Source organism: Microbacterium sp. NPDC090007 (assembly GCF_044748345.1).
GTDB lineage: Bacteria > Actinomycetota > Actinomycetes > Actinomycetales > Microbacteriaceae > Microbacterium.
Genome location: NZ_JBIVFV010000002.1, coordinates 549,472 through 568,218, shown reverse-complemented (window position 1 = coordinate 568,218; position 18,747 = coordinate 549,472). Strand labels below are relative to the sequence as shown.

Here is an 18,747-nt window from a genome sequence, read left to right as displayed (position 1 = left end):
GAGATACCGGCGGTCCCGCCTAACCGGGCCAGGATAGGCTGATCGGGTGACCCCGAGACCGTCCGCGGCCGGCACCCGCCTGTCGGGCAAGCTGGGCCTGAGCGACCGCATCTTCGCAGGATTGCGTTCGCGCACCCTCCTCTCCACCGTGGAGGCGGGTCTGGCGCGCGTCGAGACCGAGCTCGAGGACCAGGTGCGCAGCGCCGACAAGCTCGCCGACGTCACCGCCCGCTACCTCTACGAGGCCGGGGGCAAGCGCGTGCGTCCGATGCTGGCCATCCTCACCGCGCAGCTCGGGCAGGGCACCACGGAAGAGGTCGTCGAGGTCGCCACGGCCCTCGAACTGACCCACCTCGGCTCGCTCTACCACGACGACGTCATGGACGGCGCCGACAAACGGCGCGGTGTTCCCAGCGCCCAGACGGTGTGGGGCAACAACATCGCCATCCTCACCGGCGACCTGCTGTTCGCCCGCGCAAGCCAGCTCATGGCCCGGCGCGGAGAACGCGCGATCCAGCTGCAGGCCGACACCTTCGAGCGGCTGGTGCTCGGGCAGATGCACGAGACCGTCGGCCCGCAAGAGGGCGATGAGCCGGTCGACTTCTACCTCGAGGTGCTCGCCGACAAGACCGGCTCCCTCATCGCCGCCGCCGCGCAGTCCGGCGTGATCTACTCGGGCGCCCCCGAAGAGTTCGAGCAGCCGATGATCGTCTTCGGCGAGAAGGCGGGAGTGGCGTTCCAGCTGCTCGACGATGTGATCGACCTCTCGCCCGACCCGTCCGAGACGGGAAAGGTTCCCGGAACCGACCTGCGTGCCGGCGTGCCGACGATGCCGTATCTGCTGCTCGGCCATCGCTCCGACGCGGCCTCGGCCGACCTGCGCGCGCGGATCGACGAGGGCCAGGAGCGTATCGCCGCCGGTGCCGATGCGTCGGTCCTCGATGCCGCGCTGGCCGAACTGCGCGACCACGAGACCACGCACGAGACCCTGCGCCTCGCGCATCAGTGGTCGCAAGAGGCGATCGACGCCCTCGCGCCGCTGCCCGACGGCGCCGTCCGCGAGGCGCTGACGCGCTTCGCGCGCGCCGTGGCCGACCGCTCGGCCTGATTCCCTTCTCCCACCCCCCCCCGATCGCGATCGAGAGGAACCCATGACAAAGCTGCGCCTCGCCATCGTCGGAGCCGGTCCCGCCGGCATCTACGCCGCAGACATCCTGCTGAAAGCCGAGCGTCAGTTCGACGTCTCGATCGACCTCTTCGAGCAGCTTCCGGCTCCCTACGGTCTGGTGCGCTACGGCGTCGCCCCCGACCACCCGCGCATCAAGGGCGTCGTCACCGCATTGCGCGAGGTGCTCGATCGCGGTGACATCCGCATCTTCGGCAACGTGCGCTTCGGCGAGGACATCACCCTTGACGATCTCAAGCGGCATTACAACGCCGTGATCTTCTCGACGGGCGCGATCCGCGACGCCGATCTCGACATCCCCGGCATCGACGCCGAGGGCTCGTACGGTGCCGCCGACTTCGTCAGCTGGTTCGACGGTCACCCCGACGTGCCGCGCACCTGGCCTCTCGAGGCCGAGTCGGTCGCCGTCATCGGCAACGGCAACGTCGCGCTCGACGTCACGCGCATGCTCGCCAAGCACGCCGACGACCTGCTGCCCACCGAGGTTCCCGACAACGTCTACCAGGGGCTCAAGGCCTCGCCGGTCACGGACGTGCACGTCTTCGGGCGTCGGGGACCCGCGCAGGTGAAGTTCACCCCGCTCGAGCTGCGCGAGCTCGGCGAGCTGCGCGATGTCGACATGGTCGTGTACGACGAGGACTTCGACTACGACGAGGCCTCCCGGGCGGCGATCGAGACCAACAAGCAGGTCAAGGTCATCGACCGCGTGCTCCAGCAGTGGCGCACGCGCCCGGGCGTGAACAACGCCGGGGGAGAAGCCTCGCGCCGCCTGCATCTGCACTTCTGGGCCAAGCCCCTCGAGATCGTCAAGGACGCCGACGGACGAGTCGCCGCCCTGCGCTACGAGCGCACGCGGCCCGATGCCGAGGGCGGTGTGGTCGGAACCGGCGAGATCCGCGAGGTGGCGATCCAGGCCCTCTATCGCGCGGTCGGGTACTTCGGGTCACCGCTGAAGGACGTCCCCTTCGACGAGCTCCGCGGCGTCATCCCCAACCACGAGGGCCAGGTGCTCGCGGGCGACTCGAATTCGCGACTGCCGGGCGTCTACGCCACCGGATGGATCAAGCGGGGTCCCGTGGGTCTGATCGGTCACACCAAGTCGGATGCCATGGAGACCGTCCGTCACGTCATCAACGACCAGGGCGAGTGGTGGCAGCCCGCGCACCCCGAAGAGGAGGCCATCCCGGCCCTCCTCGCCGAGCGCGGCGTGCGGTGGACCGACCTGTCCGGCTGGCGCCGTCTCGACGAGCACGAGGTGGCCCTCGGCGTCCCGCACGAGCGCGCCCGCATCAAGGTCGTCCCGCGCGAGGAGATGATCGCGATCTCGCGCGGGGAGTGATCCCCGTCCGATGGTGACCAACCGCCCCGTCCTCGGACGGGGCGGTTCGTCGTCCGAGCGGGTATCACCCCGCCCGCGTCGGGGGCAAGCCTCAGGACCAGAACCGACCCCCGTCGGCAGGATGGAGCGAGGACGAGGGGGCCGCGAGGTTCCCGCACCGAGGCGAGGGGGCCGGATGCCAAACCTGAGACGGATCGTGGCCGGCGCTTCGGCTGTCGCCTTGGCGGGCACGCTCGGCGCCTGCTCCGCCGGTGACGGGGTGCCCACCCTCACGTGGTACATCAACCCCGACGACGGCGGTCAGGCCGAGATCGCGGCATCCTGCACCGAGGCGGCGGACGGGGCGTACCGCATCGAGACCTCTCTGCTGCCGCGCGACGCGGCATCGCAGCGCGAGCAGCTGGCCCGGCGTCTGGCGGCGAGCGATCGCTCGCTCGACATCATGAGCCTGGACCCGCCCTTCATCCCCGAGCTCGCCGAGCCGGGATTCCTCGCCCCCGTGCCCGCTGACCTACAGAACACCGACGGCGTCGTCCAGGGTGCTGTGCAGTCCGCGAGCTGGAACGGCGAGCTGGTCACGGTGCCGTTCTGGGCCAACACGCAGCTGCTCTGGTATCGCAAGTCGGTCGCCGAGGCGGCGGGTCTGGACATGAGCCGGCCCGTCACCTGGGATCAGATCATCCAGGCCGCCGAAGATCAGAACAAGCAGCTCGGTGTGCAGGGCGCACTCGCCGAATCGCTGACGGTGTGGATCAACGCCCTCGTCGCCTCGGCGGGTGGGCAGATCCTGGACAACCCCGACGCGACGCCCGACGAGATGCAGCTCGGGCTCGAATCCGACGCCGGCAGGAAGGCCGCCGACATCATCGGTCGCATCGGGTCGTCGGGTCTGGGCGGCTCGGGTCTGCCGACGGCCGACGAGAACGCCAGCATGAACCTCTTCCAGGGCGACGACGGCTCGTTCATGGTCAACTGGCCGTTCGTCTACCCGGCCATGCAGAGCGCCGCTCCCGAGGTCGTCGACGACCTCGGGTGGGCGGTGTACCCCCGGGTGGATGCCGACTCCCCGGCCGCACCTCCCGTGGGCGGCATCAACCTCGGGGTCGGGGCGTACAGCGAGAACGTCGACCTCGCCTGGCAGGCGGTGGCGTGCATCGTCAGCCCCGAGAACCAGGCGCAGTACTTCGTCACCAACGGCAACCCGCCCTCGAACCTCGCGGCGTACGACGACGCCGAGGTCACCGAGAAGTTCCCGATGGCATCCACCATCGCGGAGTCGCTGCAGCTGGGCGCGCCGCGGCCGCAGACGCCGTACTACAACGAGATCTCCATCGGACTGCAGCGCACCTGGCACCCGCCGAACGCGGTGGACCCGGATGCGACGCCGCAGTCCTCGACCGACTTCATCCTCGCGGTGCTCAGAGGGGAGCGACTGCTGTGACCGACACGATCACCCGCGCCACGGAGCGCGCCGAGCCGGCGGCCCCCGCGAAGAAGAAGCGCCGGTCCGACCGCGCCCGCGCCGAGGCGCGATTGGGATGGATGCTGGCGGGCCCCGCATTCGGGATCATGCTGCTGGTCACGCTGTACCCGATCGTCCAGGCGATCTGGGACTCGCTCTTCAGCCTGCGCCTGACCGCACCCGGCGACCGCGAGTTCATCTGGTTCCGCAACTACGCGGTGATCCTGGGTGACCCGGCGTTCTGGCAGTCGATGGGGGTGACGCTGTTCATCACGGTCGTGACCGTGCTGCTCGAGCTCGTCATCGGCTTCGCCTTCGCGCTCGTGATGCATCGGGCGATCAAGAAGCTGCGCGGATTCGCCCGCACGGCGATCCTGGTGCCCTACGGCATCATCACCGTCGTGTCGGCGTTCGCCTGGTTCTACGCCTTCGACATCAACTCGGGCGGCTACGTCAACAACTGGCTGTCGTGGATCCCCGGGTTCGACGAGAACCTCAACTGGTTCGCGTACCAAGGCACGTCGCTCACCGTCATCATCCTGAGCGAGGTGTGGAAGACGACGCCCTTCATCTCGCTGCTGCTGCTGTCCGGACTCGCGCAGGTGCCGGGCGACCTCGAAGAGGCCGCCAAGGTCGACGGGGCGACGTCGTGGGAGGTGCTGCGCCGCGTCATCCTGCCGAACATGAAGGCCGCGATCATGGTGGCGGTGCTGTTCCGCACGCTCGAGGCCTTCCGCATCTTCGACAACATCTTCATCATGACCGCGGGCGCGAACAACACCGAGGCGCTGTCGCTCCTGGCCTACAACACCTCGATCGGCCGCCTCGAGATCGGCCTGGGGTCGGCGATCTCGGTGTTGCTGTTCCTGAGCGTGCTGATCATCGCGGCGATCTTCATCAAGGGTTTCAAAGTGGACCTGTCGGCGGGAAGGAACTCCTGATGCGCGCGATGACCTGGCCCCAGCGCCTGATGTGGCTCGCGATCATCGCCGCCGTCCTGGTGTGGTCGCTCTTCCCGGTGTTCTCGATCCTCATGACCTCGTTCAAGACGCCGGCGGGGTTGTTCTCGGGGACCCTGCTGCCGACGGAGTGGACGCTCGACAACTACGCCACGATCCTCGCCCCCGGCGGCAGCGCGCAGGACCTCTTCCTACCCGCGCTGCGCAACTCGATCGGCATCTCGCTCATCGCGACCTTCATCGCGGTGGTGCTGGCGACCCTGTGCGCTTACGCGATCGCGCGCCTGGACTTCCCCGGCAAGCGCGTCATCCTCACCACGGCGCTGGCCGTCTCGGTCTTCCCGATCGTGTCGATCGTCACCCCGTTGTTCAACCTCTGGCGGGTGGTGGGGCTCTACGACACCTGGCTCGGCCTCATCATCCCGTACCTGTCGCTGACCCTGCCGATCTCGATCTGGACCCTCGCGGCGTTCTTCCGTCAGATCCCGTGGGAACTCGAACAGGCCGCGCAGGTCGATGGAGCCACCCCGTTCGAGGCGTTCCGCAAGACCGTGGTGCCGCTGGCGGCGCCGGGGGTGTTCACGACCGCGATTATCGCCTTCTTCATCGCGTGGAACGATTTCGTCTACGGCATCTCCCTGACCTCGACGGATGCCGCCCGCCCGGTGCCCGCGGCCCTGTCCTTCTTCACGGGGGCATCGCAGTTCGAGGAACCCACCGGCGCCATCTCGGCCGCCGCGATCGTGGTCACGATCCCGATCGTGATCGTCGTCGTCATCTTCCAGCGTCGGATCGTGTCCGGCCTCACCCAGGGCGCGGTCAAGGGCTGACGGGCCGTCCCGTGGCCTTCGCGCGCAGATCAGAACCGCCTCGGACCCCGCCTCGAGCGTCGTCGAAGAACACCAGGAGCAGCACCTCATGGCATCCATCACTCTGAACCACATCGTCAAGACGTACGACGACGGCTTCACCGCGGTCAAAGGCGTCGATCTCGACATCGCCGATGGCGAGTTCGTCATCCTCGTGGGGCCGTCGGGCTGCGGCAAGTCGACGCTGCTGCGCATGATCGTCGGCCTCGAGGACATCTCGGACGGCGAACTGCGGATCGCGGACGAGGTGGTCAACGACAAGGCGCCCAAGGACCGCAACCTCGCGATGGTCTTCCAGAATTACGCGCTCTACCCGCACCTCACCGTGTACGAGAACATCGCGTTCCCGATGCGCCTGAAATCCAGCGACCTGAGCGACGACGAGATCGACAAGCGGGTGCGGCGGGCCTCGCGGCTGCTCGAGCTCGATGAGCACCTCGAGCGCAAGCCCGCCAACCTCTCGGGCGGTCAGCGTCAGCGCGTGGCGATGGGGCGCGCGATCGTGCGCAACGCCAGCGCGTTCTTGTTCGACGAGCCGCTGTCGAACCTCGACGCCAAGCTCCGCGGCCAGATGCGCACCGAGATCGCGCGTCTGCAGCGCTCCCTCGGCATCACGACCGTCTACGTCACGCACGACCAGACCGAGGCGATGACCCTCGGCGATCGCGTCGCCGTCCTGCGCCGCGGAGAGCTGCAGCAGGTGGCGAGTCCGCGGGGACTGTACGACCAGCCGGTGAATCTGTTCGTGGCGGGCTTCATCGGCTCGCCGCCGATGAACTTCCTCAGCGGAACGGTCGACGGCGACGTCCTGCGTCTGCCGATCGCCGACGTCCCCCTCGACGATCGGTTGCGCGCCGCCGTCGAGGGTCGCGACCTGGTCATCGTGGGCGTGCGCCCCGACGCCTTCGAGGACGCGGATGCCACCGAGCGCGACCTCGCCGGCGGGGTGACCGCCGAGCTCGACATCGAGATGACCGAGTGGCTCGGCGAGGTGCTGTACGCGTACGTCCCGTACGAGACCGACGAGACCGTGCGAGAGAAGCTCTCGGAGCTGGACCGCGACCTCGACGGCGAGAGCCTGCGCACCGAGCTGGTGGTGGCTCTGGATGCCATGAGCTCGATCCGTCCGGGCGATGCGGCGCGGCTGTGGTTCTCGCCGGACGCCCTGCACCTGTTCGATCCCGAGACCGGCGTCAACCTCACCCGCGACGAGGCGAAGGCCGACAAGCTCGAGGAGGACGCGCGGGCCGCGCGCACACGCGCCCTGGAACGCGCACAGCAACGTCAGGCGCGCGAGGAGTCGACGGCGGGACAGTGAGTCCCGGCGCGGGTCGGGGCCGGGGAGGTCGCGAAGCGATCCGGTGAAGGTCGGCGCGCACGATCGAGCCGCGCCGGGTGCCCGGGCGGCCCGATCGCCGGACGACGCAGGCCGAGGCGGACCGTCGACCCGCTGCCACGTCGGGAGGATCTAGCCGGCGCGGTCGGCGCCCGCGAACGCCCCCGGGAGCCCTTCCTCGCGCGTGGCGGCAGCCGTGACGTCCTTGCGGCCGGCGTAGACGTCGCGGTCGATCTCGTCGGTGCCGTTCGCGACGAGCATGGCGACCATCGTGTCGCCGTTGACATTGAGGAAGGTGCGGAAGATGCCCGTGAACCAGTCGACGGCGATGAGGAGTCCGACCGCTTCGAGCGGCAGTCCGAGCGAGGTCGCGAGGAAGGTCGCGGCGACGGCGAAGCCTCCCGGCACCGTGATGGTGCCCATGTTCAGCATGATGGCCAACGCCATGCCGAGGATGACCTGTCCCGGCGTGAGCTCGACGCGTCCGGCTTGAGCGAGGAACAGGATGACGATCGTGTAGTTCAGCACCGCCCCGTACGACCCCATGGTCAGCCCCACCGACAGGGTGAAGTTCGCCACCCGCTGGCTTATCCCGACCTTCTCGACGGCGTTCTTCATCACGGTGGGGAAGGTCACGGCAGAGCTCGTCGTCGTGACGGCGATGACGGTCTGCTCGGCGAGCTTCCCGGGCAGGGCAGCCGGGTTGAGGCGGGTGCGCACCGTGACGACGACGACGAACAGCGCCGTGACGATGAGCACACCGACGAGGGTCGACCCCAGGTAGGTCACGGCCGTGGTGACCACGGCGAAGCCGACGTCGCCGGCGAGGGCGGCCAGGAGGCAGAACACACCGACCGGCGCGATGCGCATCACCAGGCGGATCATTCCGAGCACGATCTGCTGCAGCTGGTCGAGCAGTGTGACGACGAGCGTGTTGCCGGTGGTGCGCACGTAGCCGTTGAGTGCGAGCCCGAACAGGAGAGAGAAGACGATGATCGGCAGCATGCTCGCGGTCGACATCGCATTGAAGATGTTCGTCGACACGAAGCCCAGGGCGGTCTCCTGCCAGGTCGCGGGCTGCGCCGATTCCTGGAGCGCGGGATCGATCGCTCCGGAATAGTCGATCCCGGCGCCGGGCTGGATGAGGACGGCCAACGCCCAGCCGACGACGGCGGCGACGATCGAGAAGCCGATCATCCATGCGAAGGTGCGCCCGGCCAGGCGCCCCATTCCCGAGCCGGTCATGGAGCCCGTGGCGACGATCACGGATGCCATCACGAGCGGCACGATCGCCATCTGGATGAGGCGGATGAACAGGTCGCCGATGAATTTGAGGTTGGCCGCCCACTCTCCGGTCATCAGTCCGACGACGATGCCGAGCACCGCCGCCAGGGCGATCAGGCTCGCCGGGTGACGGAGGACCCGCCAGGCGGACCCGAGCCCGCGGCCTTCGTTCGGGATGTTCTTGTTCGTCATGACCGCTCCTCAGCTGATGTCCCGTGGTCGGTCCAATTGTGCGACTGCGGCGTTTCACATCGAGGCGCACGCTGTTTCGAGGCCGTTACGGTCTGACCAATCGACGGGCGGACGAGAGAGCAGACTGAGAGGATGGGTCAGGGAGGCTCGATGAGCGATCACGCAGCGCTGGCGCCGCTGGAGCGGCATGGTGGGTCGGTGCACGAGGAGATCGTGGCGCGCCTGCGCGCCCTCATCCTCGCCGGTGTCCTCAAGCCCGGCGCTCGGCTGGCCACGGAGCGCGAGCTCGCGGAGCAATTGGCGGTGTCCCGCTCGGCGGTGCGGGAGGCCCTCCTGCGGCTGCAGTCGGCGGGGTTCGTGGAGCGGCGCCAGGGCAGTGGCACACGGGTGAGCGCGCGCGTGCCGATCTCGGCCGCTCTCGCCTCATGGCGCGAGGACGACTCGACATCGATGGCTGCGGCATCCGAATTCCGAACCGTGGTCGAGCCGCAGATCGCCCGTCTCGCCGCGACCCGCATCGACGAGGCCGAGCTCGACGCGCTCGCCGCAGTGGTCGAGGAGTCCCGTACGGTCTCCGACGGGCAGCGGTCGGTGCAGCTCGACATCGCCTTCCACGCCGGGGTCGCCGCGGCCACCCGCAACCCGCTGCTGGCCTCTCTCAGCGAGCTGACGGTGTCGTGGACGCTGGAGGCCCGGTTGTTCTCTCACGTCGACGCCGACGGTCGTCGCCTCTCGCACGAGGGACACGGCCGCGTCTTGCGCGCCTTGCGGGCGTCGAATCCGGATGCCGCCGAGGCGGCCATGCGCGTGCACCTCGACGAGATCACCGACGTCGCGCAGCGCCTTCGCGACTGACCCAAGGCGCCATCCGGTGCGGGGTGCCGCCGGGCCCACGAAAAGGGGGGGGCCGATCCGAAGACCGAGCCCCCCGTGCGGAGGCGCGTCAGCCGCCGATGAGGCTGATGAGCAGCCGGATCGACAGGGCGATGACGGCGATCAGGCCTATCCCGCCGGCGACGTTCTGCCACCAGCGGTTGCGCAGCGGTCCCATGAGCGCGCGGTTGTTCGCCATGACGATGATCATCGCCGCCAGGATCGGCGCGAACAGCACGGTCAGGGCCTGGGCGATCACGATCAGCTGCACCGGGGAGGTTCCCGCGAACGCGAGCGTGACGCCGATGCCGAACAGCAGGATGAAGGCGCTCCCCAGCCGCGCGGTCGGCGTCTCCGCCGAGGCGCCGCGGCCGATGGCATCCGAGAGCATCGTCCCCCCGGCGATGCAGTTCGGGATCATCGACGAGAACGCCGCCCCGAAGAAGCCCAGGGCGAAGATGAAGGCGCCCACCGGGCCGGCGACGGGCTCGAAGATCCTCGCCAGGCCGCCGAAGGCACCGGGGGTGTCGGCGCCGGTCTGACCCAGAACGGATGCCGCGACCACGATCACCAGGGCCGTCATGAGGCCGGGGGCGACGATGCCGGGGATCGTGTCGACGATGGTGATGTCGCGATATTCGCTCTGGTCGCGTTTACGCGCCTTGGTGCCGTACGACGCGAAGAACGCGGCGTTGATGGAGAAGTTCGTCCCGACCAGTCCGATGATCAGCAGCCATGCGCCGCCCGGGACGACGGGGATCAGGCCCGCCCCCGCCGCGGCCCAGTCCGGGTTCGAGGCGAAGGCCGAGGCGATGAAGCAGAACGCCATGAGCGCGACGATGGCGATGAGGACCTTCTCGACGACGCCGTAGATCTTCTTCAACAGCAGGATCGTGCCCACCGAGACCGTGCAGATGACCGTCCACATCACGGGGGAGGTGCCGGGGACGAGCATCGACAGCCCGACGCCGGAGCCGACGGCGTTGCCGACCGAGAAGCACAGGGTGATGAGGAAGACGCCGATGCCGGCGAGCACCCCCGCCCACGTGCCGAGGGTGTCCTTGATCGAGGCGATCAACGACACCGGCGTGCGGATGCCCAGGCGCACGCTCATGTCCGTGAGGAAGATCATGAGGATCGTGGACACCACGATCACCCAGATGAGGGTGTAGCCGTACAGGGCGCCGGCGTTCATCGCGGTGGTGAGGTTGCCGGGACCGAATTGCCAGGCACCCGCGACGAAGGCGGGGCCGATGAGGGCGAGCCGGCGCCAGAACGTGCGGCGCGTGCGATGGGAATCCACGATGCTGCGCACCGTCTCGGTCGGGATGCGCCCGTGGCCGGTGCCGGGGGTCGCGGGGGGTCGTGCGGTGGTGCGGTCGCTCATGGGTCGTTCCTTCCGTCGTCGTTGACAAAGGCGGGTTCATGAGGGGCGACCGTCCGCGACGGCCGCCCCTGGGCATCAGGCCGGGACGACCACGCTTCCGAGGTCGGCCGACGCGAAGGCGGCGGCGATCTCGGCGTCGGCTCCGGCGGGAAGGGGCAGCAGGGGCTCGCGCACAGTGGCGTGGTCCAGGATGCCACGGTTGACCAGGCCCCACTTGAGGGCGACCGTGCCCTCCATGTGCGAACCACGGTGGTAGACGGCCTTGGTCACCGGCAGGAGGCGCTCATGAATGGCGTGGGCGGCGGCGTAGTCGCGCGCCTTACCGGCTTCGATGAGGTCGACGAGCAGCTCGGGGGCGATGTTGCCGTATCCGACGAGCAGGCCGTCGACGTCGAACATCGTCGGCAGCAGGTACTCGTCGTGGCACGACAGCACCTGCAGCTCGGGGTAGGCCGCGCGCAGCGCCGGGATCTCGGTGTACCACCGACGCATGTTGCGCACGCCGTTCTTGGTGTGGTTCACGCCTTCTTGGCCGGCGATCTCGAGTTGCGTGTCGAGGTCGTACGAGGCCTTCGTGTTGTCGGGGTACTGGAACAGGATCTCTTCGAGGCCCGACTCCTCCCAGATGGCGCGGTAGCGGGTCTGCGGGGCCCCCGGCTGGAAGCCGAAGCGCAGCCACCCGTGCGAGGGGTAGACCAGAGCGCCCTTCGCGCCGGCGGCGGCGGCATCCTTCGCCTCGAGAGCGGCGGTGAGGTTGCCCTCCTTGGTGATGCCGGCGATGATCGGCAGCTCGTCGTCGACGGAGTCGCGGAAGGCGCGGATGACGTCGAGCTGCTCCTTCTCGGTGAGGAACGTGCCCTCACCGGCGTGGCCGAGCACCACGAGGCTCTTGACGCCGTCGATCGAGCCGAGCCACGAGCCCAGGCGCTGGATGGCGTCGTAGTCGACGTCGCCGTCGGGGGTGAACGGGGTAACGGGGGCGGGGTTCAGGCCGCGGAGGTCGAGGACCATGTTCGTCTCCTTCTGTCGTCTCTTCGTCGAGGGACCTGCCGTATGAGAACGTTTGCAGGAACGATTGCAAGTGTGACGCCCTCGATGGGGCCTGTCAAGCGTTCCGATGGAAATCGTTCCCGGGAAGGATTCCGGGCGAGGCGGGTAAGGTGGACGCCGGGAGGGACCATGGTCGACACCGAGGTGGGCGAGCGCCACATCGTCACCCTGAAGGACGTGGCCTCGGCATCCGGTGTCAGCATTTCCACCGTCAGCCGGGTGCTCGACGACCGCACCCCCCGCTCGAGCTCGCGGACCGCCGACCGGGTGCGGGCCGTCGCCGACGAGCTCGGCTACCGCCGCAACGTCTCGGCCTCCAGCCTGCGTCGGGGTGCCACCGCGACGATCGGCGTGCTCGTTCCGCGCCTGACCGACGCGGTCATGGCACTCATGTTCGAGGCGGTCGAACGCGCCGCCCACCGGCGCGGATACTTCGCCGTCGTCGCCACCTGCGGCGACGACGCCGACGAGGAGCGGCGGGCGACCGAGACCCTCCTCGGGCGCGGGGTCGACGGTGTGGTCCTCGCGACCGCCCGGCTCGACGACGCCCTGCCCGCCTCCTTGCGCGACCGCGGCATCCCGCACGTCCTGGCGCTGCGCACCGACGACGTCAGTCCCTCGTCGCTCGGCGACGACGAGACCGGCGGCTACCTCGCCGTCCGCCACCTGCTCGACCTGGGCCACCGCGACATCGGAATCGTGACGGGACCGTGGTTCACCTCGAGCGGGCGCGACCGCCGCGCCGGTGCGGAAAGGGCGCTGCGCGAAGCCGGTGTGTCTCTCCACGCGGAGCGCGTCCTCGCCGTGGGATACGGCCTTGATCACGGCATCCAGGCCGCTCATCGGCTGCTCGACGCCGATGATCGCCCGACGGCCGTGTTCGCGGCCAACGACAACCTCGCCCTCGGGATGTCGACGGTCGCGCAGGCGCTGGGCATGGTGGCCGGACGCGACCTCTCCCTCGTCGGCTACAACGACATCCCGCTCGTGTCGCGGTTGCCCGTTCCGCTGACCTCGGTGCACACGCACTTCGACCGCATCGCCGAGGTGGCCCTGGACATGCTGCTCGCGCCCGGAGGGGTCGCGCGCATCGAGCGCACGATGCCCACGCTCATCCCGCGTTCCTCCACGGCGGCCCCCGCGCGCTGAGGGCATCCTGCCCGCTCGTGTGCGGGCGCCGGACGGGGTCGCGCGCCGTGGGCGGGTTAGCGTAGAAAGCGATCGAAGGAGCACCATGATCCCCGCCGAGGCCTCTGCGACCGACATCTACCGCGCCGCGCGCGACGAGCTTCTCGCCGCCCGTGTTGATCCGGACCGCGCGGCGACGTTCGCGTGGCCCCGCTTCGACGGGCCGTTCAACTGGGCGATCGACTGGTTCGACCCGATGGCGCGCGGCAACGACGCCCCCGCGCTCATCGTCGTCGACGACGACGACACGCACCACCGTCGCACCTTCGACGAGCTCGCCCGCCGCTCCGACCAGGTCGCGGCGTGGTTGTCATCGCGTGGCGTCGAGCGCGGCGATGCGGTGCTGCTCATGCTCGACAACCGCGTGGAGCTCTGGGAGGCGATGCTCGCCATCATGAAGCTGGGTGGGGTCATCGCCCCCACCACGACCGCTCTCGGCCGCGTGGATCTGGCCGATCGCATCGCCCGCGCCGACATCCGCCACGTCGTCGTCGGAGCCGCCGACGCCGACAAGTTCGACGACCTCCCCGAGGGGCTCGGGCGCATCGTCGTGGGCGGAACACACCCGGGCTGGTCGTCGTATGACGACGCCTTCGAGAGGGATGCCGCTCCCGCCCGGCATCCGGGGACCACCGCCGACGAGCGCCTGCTGCTGTACTTCACCTCGGGCACCACCTCGAAGCCCAAGCTGGTCGAGCACACGCATGCGTCGTATCCGGTCGGACATCTCAGCACCATGTACTGGCTGGGTCTGCAGCCGGGTGACGTGCACCTGGCGATCAGCTCGCCCGGGTGGGCCAAGCACGCGTGGAGCCTGTTCTTCGCCCCGTGGATCGCGGGGGCGACGGTGCTCGCGTTGAACTACACGCGCTTCTCCGCCGAGCGCCTGCTGGCGGAGCTCGAGCGCGACCGCGTCACCACCTTCTGCGCGCCGCCGACGGTGTGGCGCATGCTCATCCAGGCCGATCTCACCGGGCGGCGCGGAGCGCTGCGCGAGATCGTGTCGGCGGGGGAGCCGCTGAATCCCGAAGTGATCGCCTCGGTGCAGCGCGCATGGGGCCTCGACATCCGCGACGGGTACGGCCAGACCGAGATGACCGCGGTCGTCGCGAACACCCCCGGCGCGACGCTCGTGCCCGGGTCGATGGGCCGTCCTCTTCCGGGCTGCCCGGTCGTGCTCGTCGATCCCCTGACGGGGGAGCACGCGGACGAGGGCGAGATCTGCATCGATCTCGCCGAGCGTCCTGTCAACCTGATGACCGGATACGTGGGGGATGCCGAGCGCACCGCCGAGGCGTTCGCGGACGGACTCTTCCACACCGGCGACGTCGCCCGCCGCGACGAGACCGGCAGCATCACCTACATCGGGCGCACCGACGACGTGTTCAAGGCGTCGGACTACAAGATCAGCCCGTTCGAGCTCGAGAGCGTCCTGATCGAACACCCCGCCGTGGTCGAGGCGGCCGTCGTCCCGGCGCCCGACGACCTGCGCCTCGCGGTCCCGAAGGCGTACATCGTGCTGGCGGGCGGCCACGAGCCGGGCGAGGACCTCGCCCTCGAGATCCTCCGATTCGCGCGGGACCGACTCGCGCCGTTCCAACGCGTGCGGCGCGTGGAGTTCTTCGACCTGCCCAAGACCATCTCGGGCAAGATCCGCCGTGTCGAGCTGCGTCAGCGCGAAGAAGCGGCGTTTCGCGGCGAGGTGGTGTGCGTCGAGTGGCGCGACGACGCCCTGAGGGGCTGACGGTCGCCCGCAACCCCCTCGCCCGCGCCCGCGCCGCGTGTGAGCATCGACGCATGGAAAAGGACCAGAAGCAGCCGTTCGAGAACCCCTCCGTCGATGACGACAGCGACATGCCCTCGCGCGTGGACGAGGGCGCCATCGGCCGCGAGACCGAGCGCGAGATCACGCAGATGATCAACGGCATCGAGGGCTGAAGCCCCCGGATACGCTCCCGCTCAGGCGGGCTCGGTCGTGCGGATGAGCCCGCACGTCACGCACGACCACGCTACGAGGAAGCGTTCGTCGTCGAGCACCTCGAACAGCAGCGGTTCCCCGCACAGGGGGCAGTGCGGCCGCCCGTCGGGGCCGAGCCGATCGTCGTGCGTCATCCGTCCGCGCCGCTGGTCCGGGTGCGACCCTCGCGTCAGGCGCGTGCCGCGGGCGAGGTCATCGGGCAGTCGAACGGATCGCGGGCGGAGAGTCCGACGCGGTTCAGGTAGGCGATGACGATGCCGTACGACTGCAGCAGCGTCGTCTCGACGTAGGGAACGTCCAGGGTCTTGCTGTGCTCTCGCACGATGATCCGGGCCCGGCTCAGGTGCGGGCGGGGCATGTTCGGGAACAGGTGGTGCTCGATCTGGTAGTTCAGGCCACCCATCAGCCAGGTCGCCCACCATCCCCCGGTGATGTTGCGCGAGGTGCGCACCTGCTTGCTGAAGAAGTCGAGCTTGGCGCCCGGGGCGATGACCGCCATGCCCTTGTGGTTGGGAGCGAACGACGCCCCCATGTACACGCCGAACACCGCGAGCTGGACGCCCACGAACGCGAACGCCATACCGAGGGGGAGGAACACGAACACCGGGGCGACGAACACGGCGAACCGCGCGGCGATGAGGGCGAGTTCGGCCCAGCGGCCCTTGACCTCGCCGCGTGAGAACAGGTGGCGGATCGCGTGGGCGTGCAGGTTGGCGCCCTCGAGGGTGAGCAGGGGGAAGAACAGCCAGCCCTGGCGCTGGGTGATCCACCGTTGGATGCCGCGGGCTTTGGCCGCGTCGACGTCGAGGAACGAGATGGTGTCGACCTCGATGTCGGGGTCCTTGCCCACGCGGTTGGGGTTGGCGTGGTGACGGGTGTGCTTCGCACTCCACCACGACAGGCTCATGCCGACCACTCCGGACGCCAACCACAGGGCGAGCCGCTCGTTGGCGGGGCCGGAGGCGAGGATCTGCTTGTGCGCCGCTTCGTGCGCCAGGAACGCGACCTGCGTGAAGACGATGCCGAGCGCGGCGGCGATGAGCAGCTGGAACCAGCTGTCGCCGAGCAGGACGAATCCGGTCACGCAGCCCGCGAGCGCGACGGTCAGAGCGGCGCCGACGAGCGCGTAGAAGGCCCGTGCGCGCACGAGCAGCCCCGTTTCGCGGACCACCTGCGACAGCTCCGTGTACGCCTTCGCCATCGGCGGGAACTCGGTGGTTCCCGAGTAGGTCTGCCGGACCGGTCCCATGCGGGACTCGATGATGGATGCCGTCATGCGCGTGCTCCTCCGGTGGGGGTGACCGGGTCCGGCCGAAAGCCGAGGGCGGATGCCGAGGACTCCTCTCACCGTACGCAGCGGGTATACGCGCGAGAGCATGCGTCGACGCTCAGGGAATGCGTTGGCCGACGCGTGCCCGCGGAAAGACGCGCGTCAGCGAGGAGCCTGCCAGTCCGCTGCGAATGCCTCCAGCGCGGCGGCACGGGGCACGTCCACCCACAGCCGGATGCCGTCCGCCCGCACGCCGGTGCCATGACCACCGCCGCCCCGCCGAGGGGCTCCAGCGCCGGCTGCAGGGCCGCCGACACCGGCGCACGGCGGCGCCGCGACTCAGCGGTAGTTGGTGAACTGCAGGTCGACGTCGAGGTCGGCGGCCTTGAGCAGGCGCTGCACCTCTTGCAGGTCGTCCCGCGACTTCGACTGCACGCGCAGCTCGTCGCCCTGGATCTGCGACTTCACGCCCTTGGGTCCCTCGTCGCGGATGATCTTGCCGATCTTCTTCGCGTTCTCTTGCGAAATGCCCTCTTTGAGCGTGGAGGTGATGCGGTACTCCTTGCCGCTCTGCACCGGCTCGCCGCTCTCGAGGCTCTTCAACGAGATGCCGCGCTTGATGAGCTTGGTCTGGAAGACGTCGAGGACGGCGTTGGCGCGCTCCTCCGAGTTGGCCTTGATGACGATGGATTCGCCGCTCCACGCGATCGAGGCGTCGGTGCCTTTGAAGTCGTAGCGCTGCTCGACCTCTTTGTGCGCCTGATTGAGGGCGTTGTCGGCCTCTTGCCGGTCGATCTTGGAGACGATGTCGAACGAAGAATCAGCCATTGTCCAAATCTACCCGGCGGTGCGCGCCGGGGGGAGCGGCGAACGCTCGAGGCGCTCACGGCGAGCGCTCAGCCGGCGCGTCGGCACATCACGGATTGGTATCGCCTCGCGCGGCGTTTTTCATCCGCGTCCATCTCCGGCTAACTATGTAAGCGCTTGCATAACGAGCTGGGGCCGATGACGTCCACCACGCGGAACGTCTCGTGCCCTTCCCCCCACCAGAGAGGCACACACCAATGAAGGTGACATCCACGCGCGCGCTCGGTTTCGGCGCGCTCATCGCCGCGGGCTCCCTGCTGCTCGCCGGTTGCTCCGGGGGCGGCAGCGCCCCCCAGGCCAGCGGCGACGCCGCCGCGTCGGCGGGCACGCTGACCGTCTGGGTCGACGCGAACCGCGCCGATGCGCTGAAGGACGTCGCCGCGACGTTCTCGGAGGAGAAGGGTCTGAAGGTCGATCTGGTCGAGAAGGACTTCACGAAGATCCAGGCCGACTTCGCCGCGCAGGTCCCCACCGGCAAGGGCCCCGACATCACGGTCGGCGCGCACGACTGGCTCGGCGGCTTCGTGCAGGATGGGCTGGTCGCCCCCATCGAGCTCGGCGACAAGACCACCGAGTTCCAGGAGGTCGCGATCCAGGCCTTCACCAACGAGGGGAAGGTCTACGGACTGCCCTACGCGACCGAGAACATCGCGCTGATGCGCAACGTCGACCTCGTCCCCGAGGCGCCGACGTCGTTCGACGACATGATCGCCAAGGGCACGGCGACGGGAGTGCAATACCCGTTCGTCGTCGGTCTCGACCCGGCGAACGCCGACCCGTACCACCTCTACCCGTTCGAGACGTCGTTCGGCAACTCGGTCTTCGCGCGCAACGCCGACGGCAGCTACGACGGCTCGCAGCTGTCGATCGGCGACGAGGCCGGCCAGGCATTCGCCGCGTGGCTCGGTGCCCAGGGCGCCGCGGGCACGATCAACCTGAACCTGACGCAGGACCTCTCGAAGGAGGCCTTCAACTCGGGTCAGACGCCGTTCATCCTGACCGGTCCGTGGAACGTGGCGGATGCCGAGGCCAAGGGCATCAACATCGCCATCGACCCGATTCCGTCGGCCGGCGGCCAGCCCGCTCAGCCTTTCGTCGGCGTGCAGGGCTTCTATCTGAACGCCAAGTCGCAGAACGCGCTCGCCGCGAACGAGTTCCTCGTGAACTACCTCGCGACCGAGCCCGTGCAGACCGCCCTGTACGAGGCGGGGGACCGCCCGCCGGCACTCACGGCGGCATACGAGAAGGCTGCGGCCGACCCGATCATCGCCGGCTTCGGCGAGGTCGGCGCGCAGGGCGCCCCCATGCCGAGCATCCCCGAGATGGGATCGGTCTGGGAGTTCTGGGGCGTCGCCGAGGTGTCGCTGCTGAAGGGCGAAGACCCCACCGCCATTTGGACGAAGATGTCCGACGACATCGCGGCCAACATCGCCGGTTGACCCGGCGCCGCGGCGGGCGCGTCCCAGCGGCCGCCCGCCGCGGCATCCCTCTTCTCTCCCTCCCCCCC

Annotated in this window: 17 protein-coding genes; 11 read left to right on the top strand and 6 right to left on the bottom strand. The window is 69.1% G+C overall.

Annotated features, from left to right (window positions below; all coding sequences use genetic code 11):
* Positions 1 to 46 precede the first annotated feature (46 nt).
* From ACIPVB_RS11160 to ACIPVB_RS11135, 6 genes are all read left to right on the top strand, one after another.
* Positions 47 to 1,108 carry a polyprenyl synthetase family protein gene (locus tag ACIPVB_RS11160; protein ID WP_400368916.1) on the top strand — a complete coding sequence of 354 codons (1,062 nt, stop codon included), beginning with the start codon at positions 47 to 49 and terminating at the stop codon, positions 1,106 to 1,108.
* A gap of 43 nt (positions 1,109 to 1,151) precedes the next feature.
* The gene (locus ACIPVB_RS11155) at positions 1,152 to 2,525 is read left to right on the top strand and encodes an FAD-dependent oxidoreductase (protein WP_400368915.1); all 1,374 of its coding nucleotides are present in this window, start codon (positions 1,152 to 1,154) and stop codon (positions 2,523 to 2,525) included.
* Between the two features lie 175 nt (positions 2,526 to 2,700).
* Complete coding sequence (locus tag ACIPVB_RS11150; RefSeq protein ID WP_400368913.1) at positions 2,701 to 3,966, top strand: extracellular solute-binding protein; 1,266 nt, start codon at positions 2,701 to 2,703, stop codon at positions 3,964 to 3,966.
* Positions 3,963 to 4,928: a carbohydrate ABC transporter permease gene (locus tag ACIPVB_RS11145; RefSeq protein WP_400368912.1), complete on the top strand. Its 966-nt coding sequence runs from the start codon at positions 3,963 to 3,965 to the stop codon at positions 4,926 to 4,928. Before ACIPVB_RS11150 ends, ACIPVB_RS11145 begins: the two co-directional genes overlap by 4 nt.
* The gene (locus ACIPVB_RS11140) at positions 4,928 to 5,776 is read left to right on the top strand and encodes a carbohydrate ABC transporter permease (protein ID WP_400368910.1); all 849 of its coding nucleotides are present in this window, start codon (positions 4,928 to 4,930) and stop codon (positions 5,774 to 5,776) included. Before ACIPVB_RS11145 ends, ACIPVB_RS11140 begins: the two co-directional genes overlap by 1 nt.
* 88 nt (positions 5,777 to 5,864) lie before the next feature.
* On the top strand, positions 5,865 to 7,133 hold the full coding sequence (locus tag ACIPVB_RS11135) for an ABC transporter ATP-binding protein (RefSeq protein ID WP_400368908.1): 1,269 nt from the start codon (positions 5,865 to 5,867) through the stop codon (positions 7,131 to 7,133).
* A 150-nt stretch (positions 7,134 to 7,283) separates the two neighbouring features.
* On the opposite strand, the gene ACIPVB_RS11130 is transcribed toward ACIPVB_RS11135, so the two are convergent.
* Positions 7,284 to 8,627 (bottom strand): dicarboxylate/amino acid:cation symporter, encoded by a 1,344-nt coding sequence (locus ACIPVB_RS11130; protein WP_400368906.1) that lies wholly within the window; start codon positions 8,625 to 8,627, stop codon positions 7,284 to 7,286.
* A 150-nt stretch (positions 8,628 to 8,777) separates the two neighbouring features.
* Here ACIPVB_RS11130 and ACIPVB_RS11125 point away from each other — a divergent pair, with 150 nt between their 5' ends.
* Positions 8,778 to 9,482 carry a FadR/GntR family transcriptional regulator gene (locus tag ACIPVB_RS11125; protein WP_400368905.1) on the top strand — a complete coding sequence of 235 codons (705 nt, stop codon included), beginning with the start codon at positions 8,778 to 8,780 and terminating at the stop codon, positions 9,480 to 9,482.
* Positions 9,483 to 9,570: 88 nt separating this feature from the next.
* Here ACIPVB_RS11125 and ACIPVB_RS11120 read toward each other — a convergent pair whose 3' ends face one another.
* Both ACIPVB_RS11120 and ACIPVB_RS11115 read right to left on the bottom strand, forming a co-directional pair.
* Positions 9,571 to 10,887 carry an Nramp family divalent metal transporter gene (locus tag ACIPVB_RS11120; protein WP_400368904.1) on the bottom strand — a complete coding sequence of 439 codons (1,317 nt, stop codon included), beginning with the start codon at positions 10,885 to 10,887 and terminating at the stop codon, positions 9,571 to 9,573.
* A 75-nt stretch (positions 10,888 to 10,962) separates the two neighbouring features.
* Positions 10,963 to 11,898: a dihydrodipicolinate synthase family protein gene (locus ACIPVB_RS11115; protein WP_400368903.1), complete on the bottom strand. Its 936-nt coding sequence runs from the start codon at positions 11,896 to 11,898 to the stop codon at positions 10,963 to 10,965.
* Positions 11,899 to 12,066: 168 nt separating this feature from the next.
* Between ACIPVB_RS11115 and ACIPVB_RS11110 the strand changes: the two genes are divergently transcribed.
* The 3 genes from ACIPVB_RS11110 (at position 12,067) to ACIPVB_RS11100 (ending at position 15,063) form a co-directional block, all read left to right on the top strand.
* On the top strand, positions 12,067 to 13,086 hold the full coding sequence (locus tag ACIPVB_RS11110) for a LacI family DNA-binding transcriptional regulator (RefSeq protein WP_400368902.1): 1,020 nt from the start codon (positions 12,067 to 12,069) through the stop codon (positions 13,084 to 13,086).
* A gap of 85 nt (positions 13,087 to 13,171) precedes the next feature.
* Entirely contained in the window at positions 13,172 to 14,869 is a 1,698-nt protein-coding gene (locus ACIPVB_RS11105) for an AMP-binding protein (protein WP_400368901.1), read from the top strand.
* A gap of 53 nt (positions 14,870 to 14,922) precedes the next feature.
* Entirely contained in the window at positions 14,923 to 15,063 is a 141-nt protein-coding gene (locus ACIPVB_RS11100) for a hypothetical protein (protein WP_400368900.1), read from the top strand.
* A gap of 21 nt (positions 15,064 to 15,084) precedes the next feature.
* On the opposite strand, the gene ACIPVB_RS11095 is transcribed toward ACIPVB_RS11100, so the two are convergent.
* The 3 genes from ACIPVB_RS11095 to ACIPVB_RS11085 form a co-directional block, all read right to left on the bottom strand.
* Complete coding sequence (locus ACIPVB_RS11095) at positions 15,085 to 15,237, bottom strand: hypothetical protein (RefSeq protein WP_400368898.1); 153 nt, start codon at positions 15,235 to 15,237, stop codon at positions 15,085 to 15,087.
* Positions 15,238 to 15,272: 35 nt separating this feature from the next.
* On the bottom strand, positions 15,273 to 16,379 hold the full coding sequence (locus ACIPVB_RS11090; protein WP_400368897.1) for a fatty acid desaturase family protein: 1,107 nt from the start codon (positions 16,377 to 16,379) through the stop codon (positions 15,273 to 15,275).
* Positions 16,380 to 16,712: 333 nt separating this feature from the next.
* Positions 16,713 to 17,201, bottom strand: coding sequence for a YajQ family cyclic di-GMP-binding protein (locus ACIPVB_RS11085; protein WP_076677322.1), 489 nt, complete (start codon positions 17,199 to 17,201; stop codon positions 16,713 to 16,715).
* A gap of 236 nt (positions 17,202 to 17,437) precedes the next feature.
* Here ACIPVB_RS11085 and ACIPVB_RS11080 point away from each other — a divergent pair, with 236 nt between their 5' ends.
* Entirely contained in the window at positions 17,438 to 18,679 is a 1,242-nt protein-coding gene (locus tag ACIPVB_RS11080; RefSeq protein WP_400368896.1) for an extracellular solute-binding protein, read from the top strand.
* Positions 18,680 to 18,747: the final 68 nt, after the last annotated feature.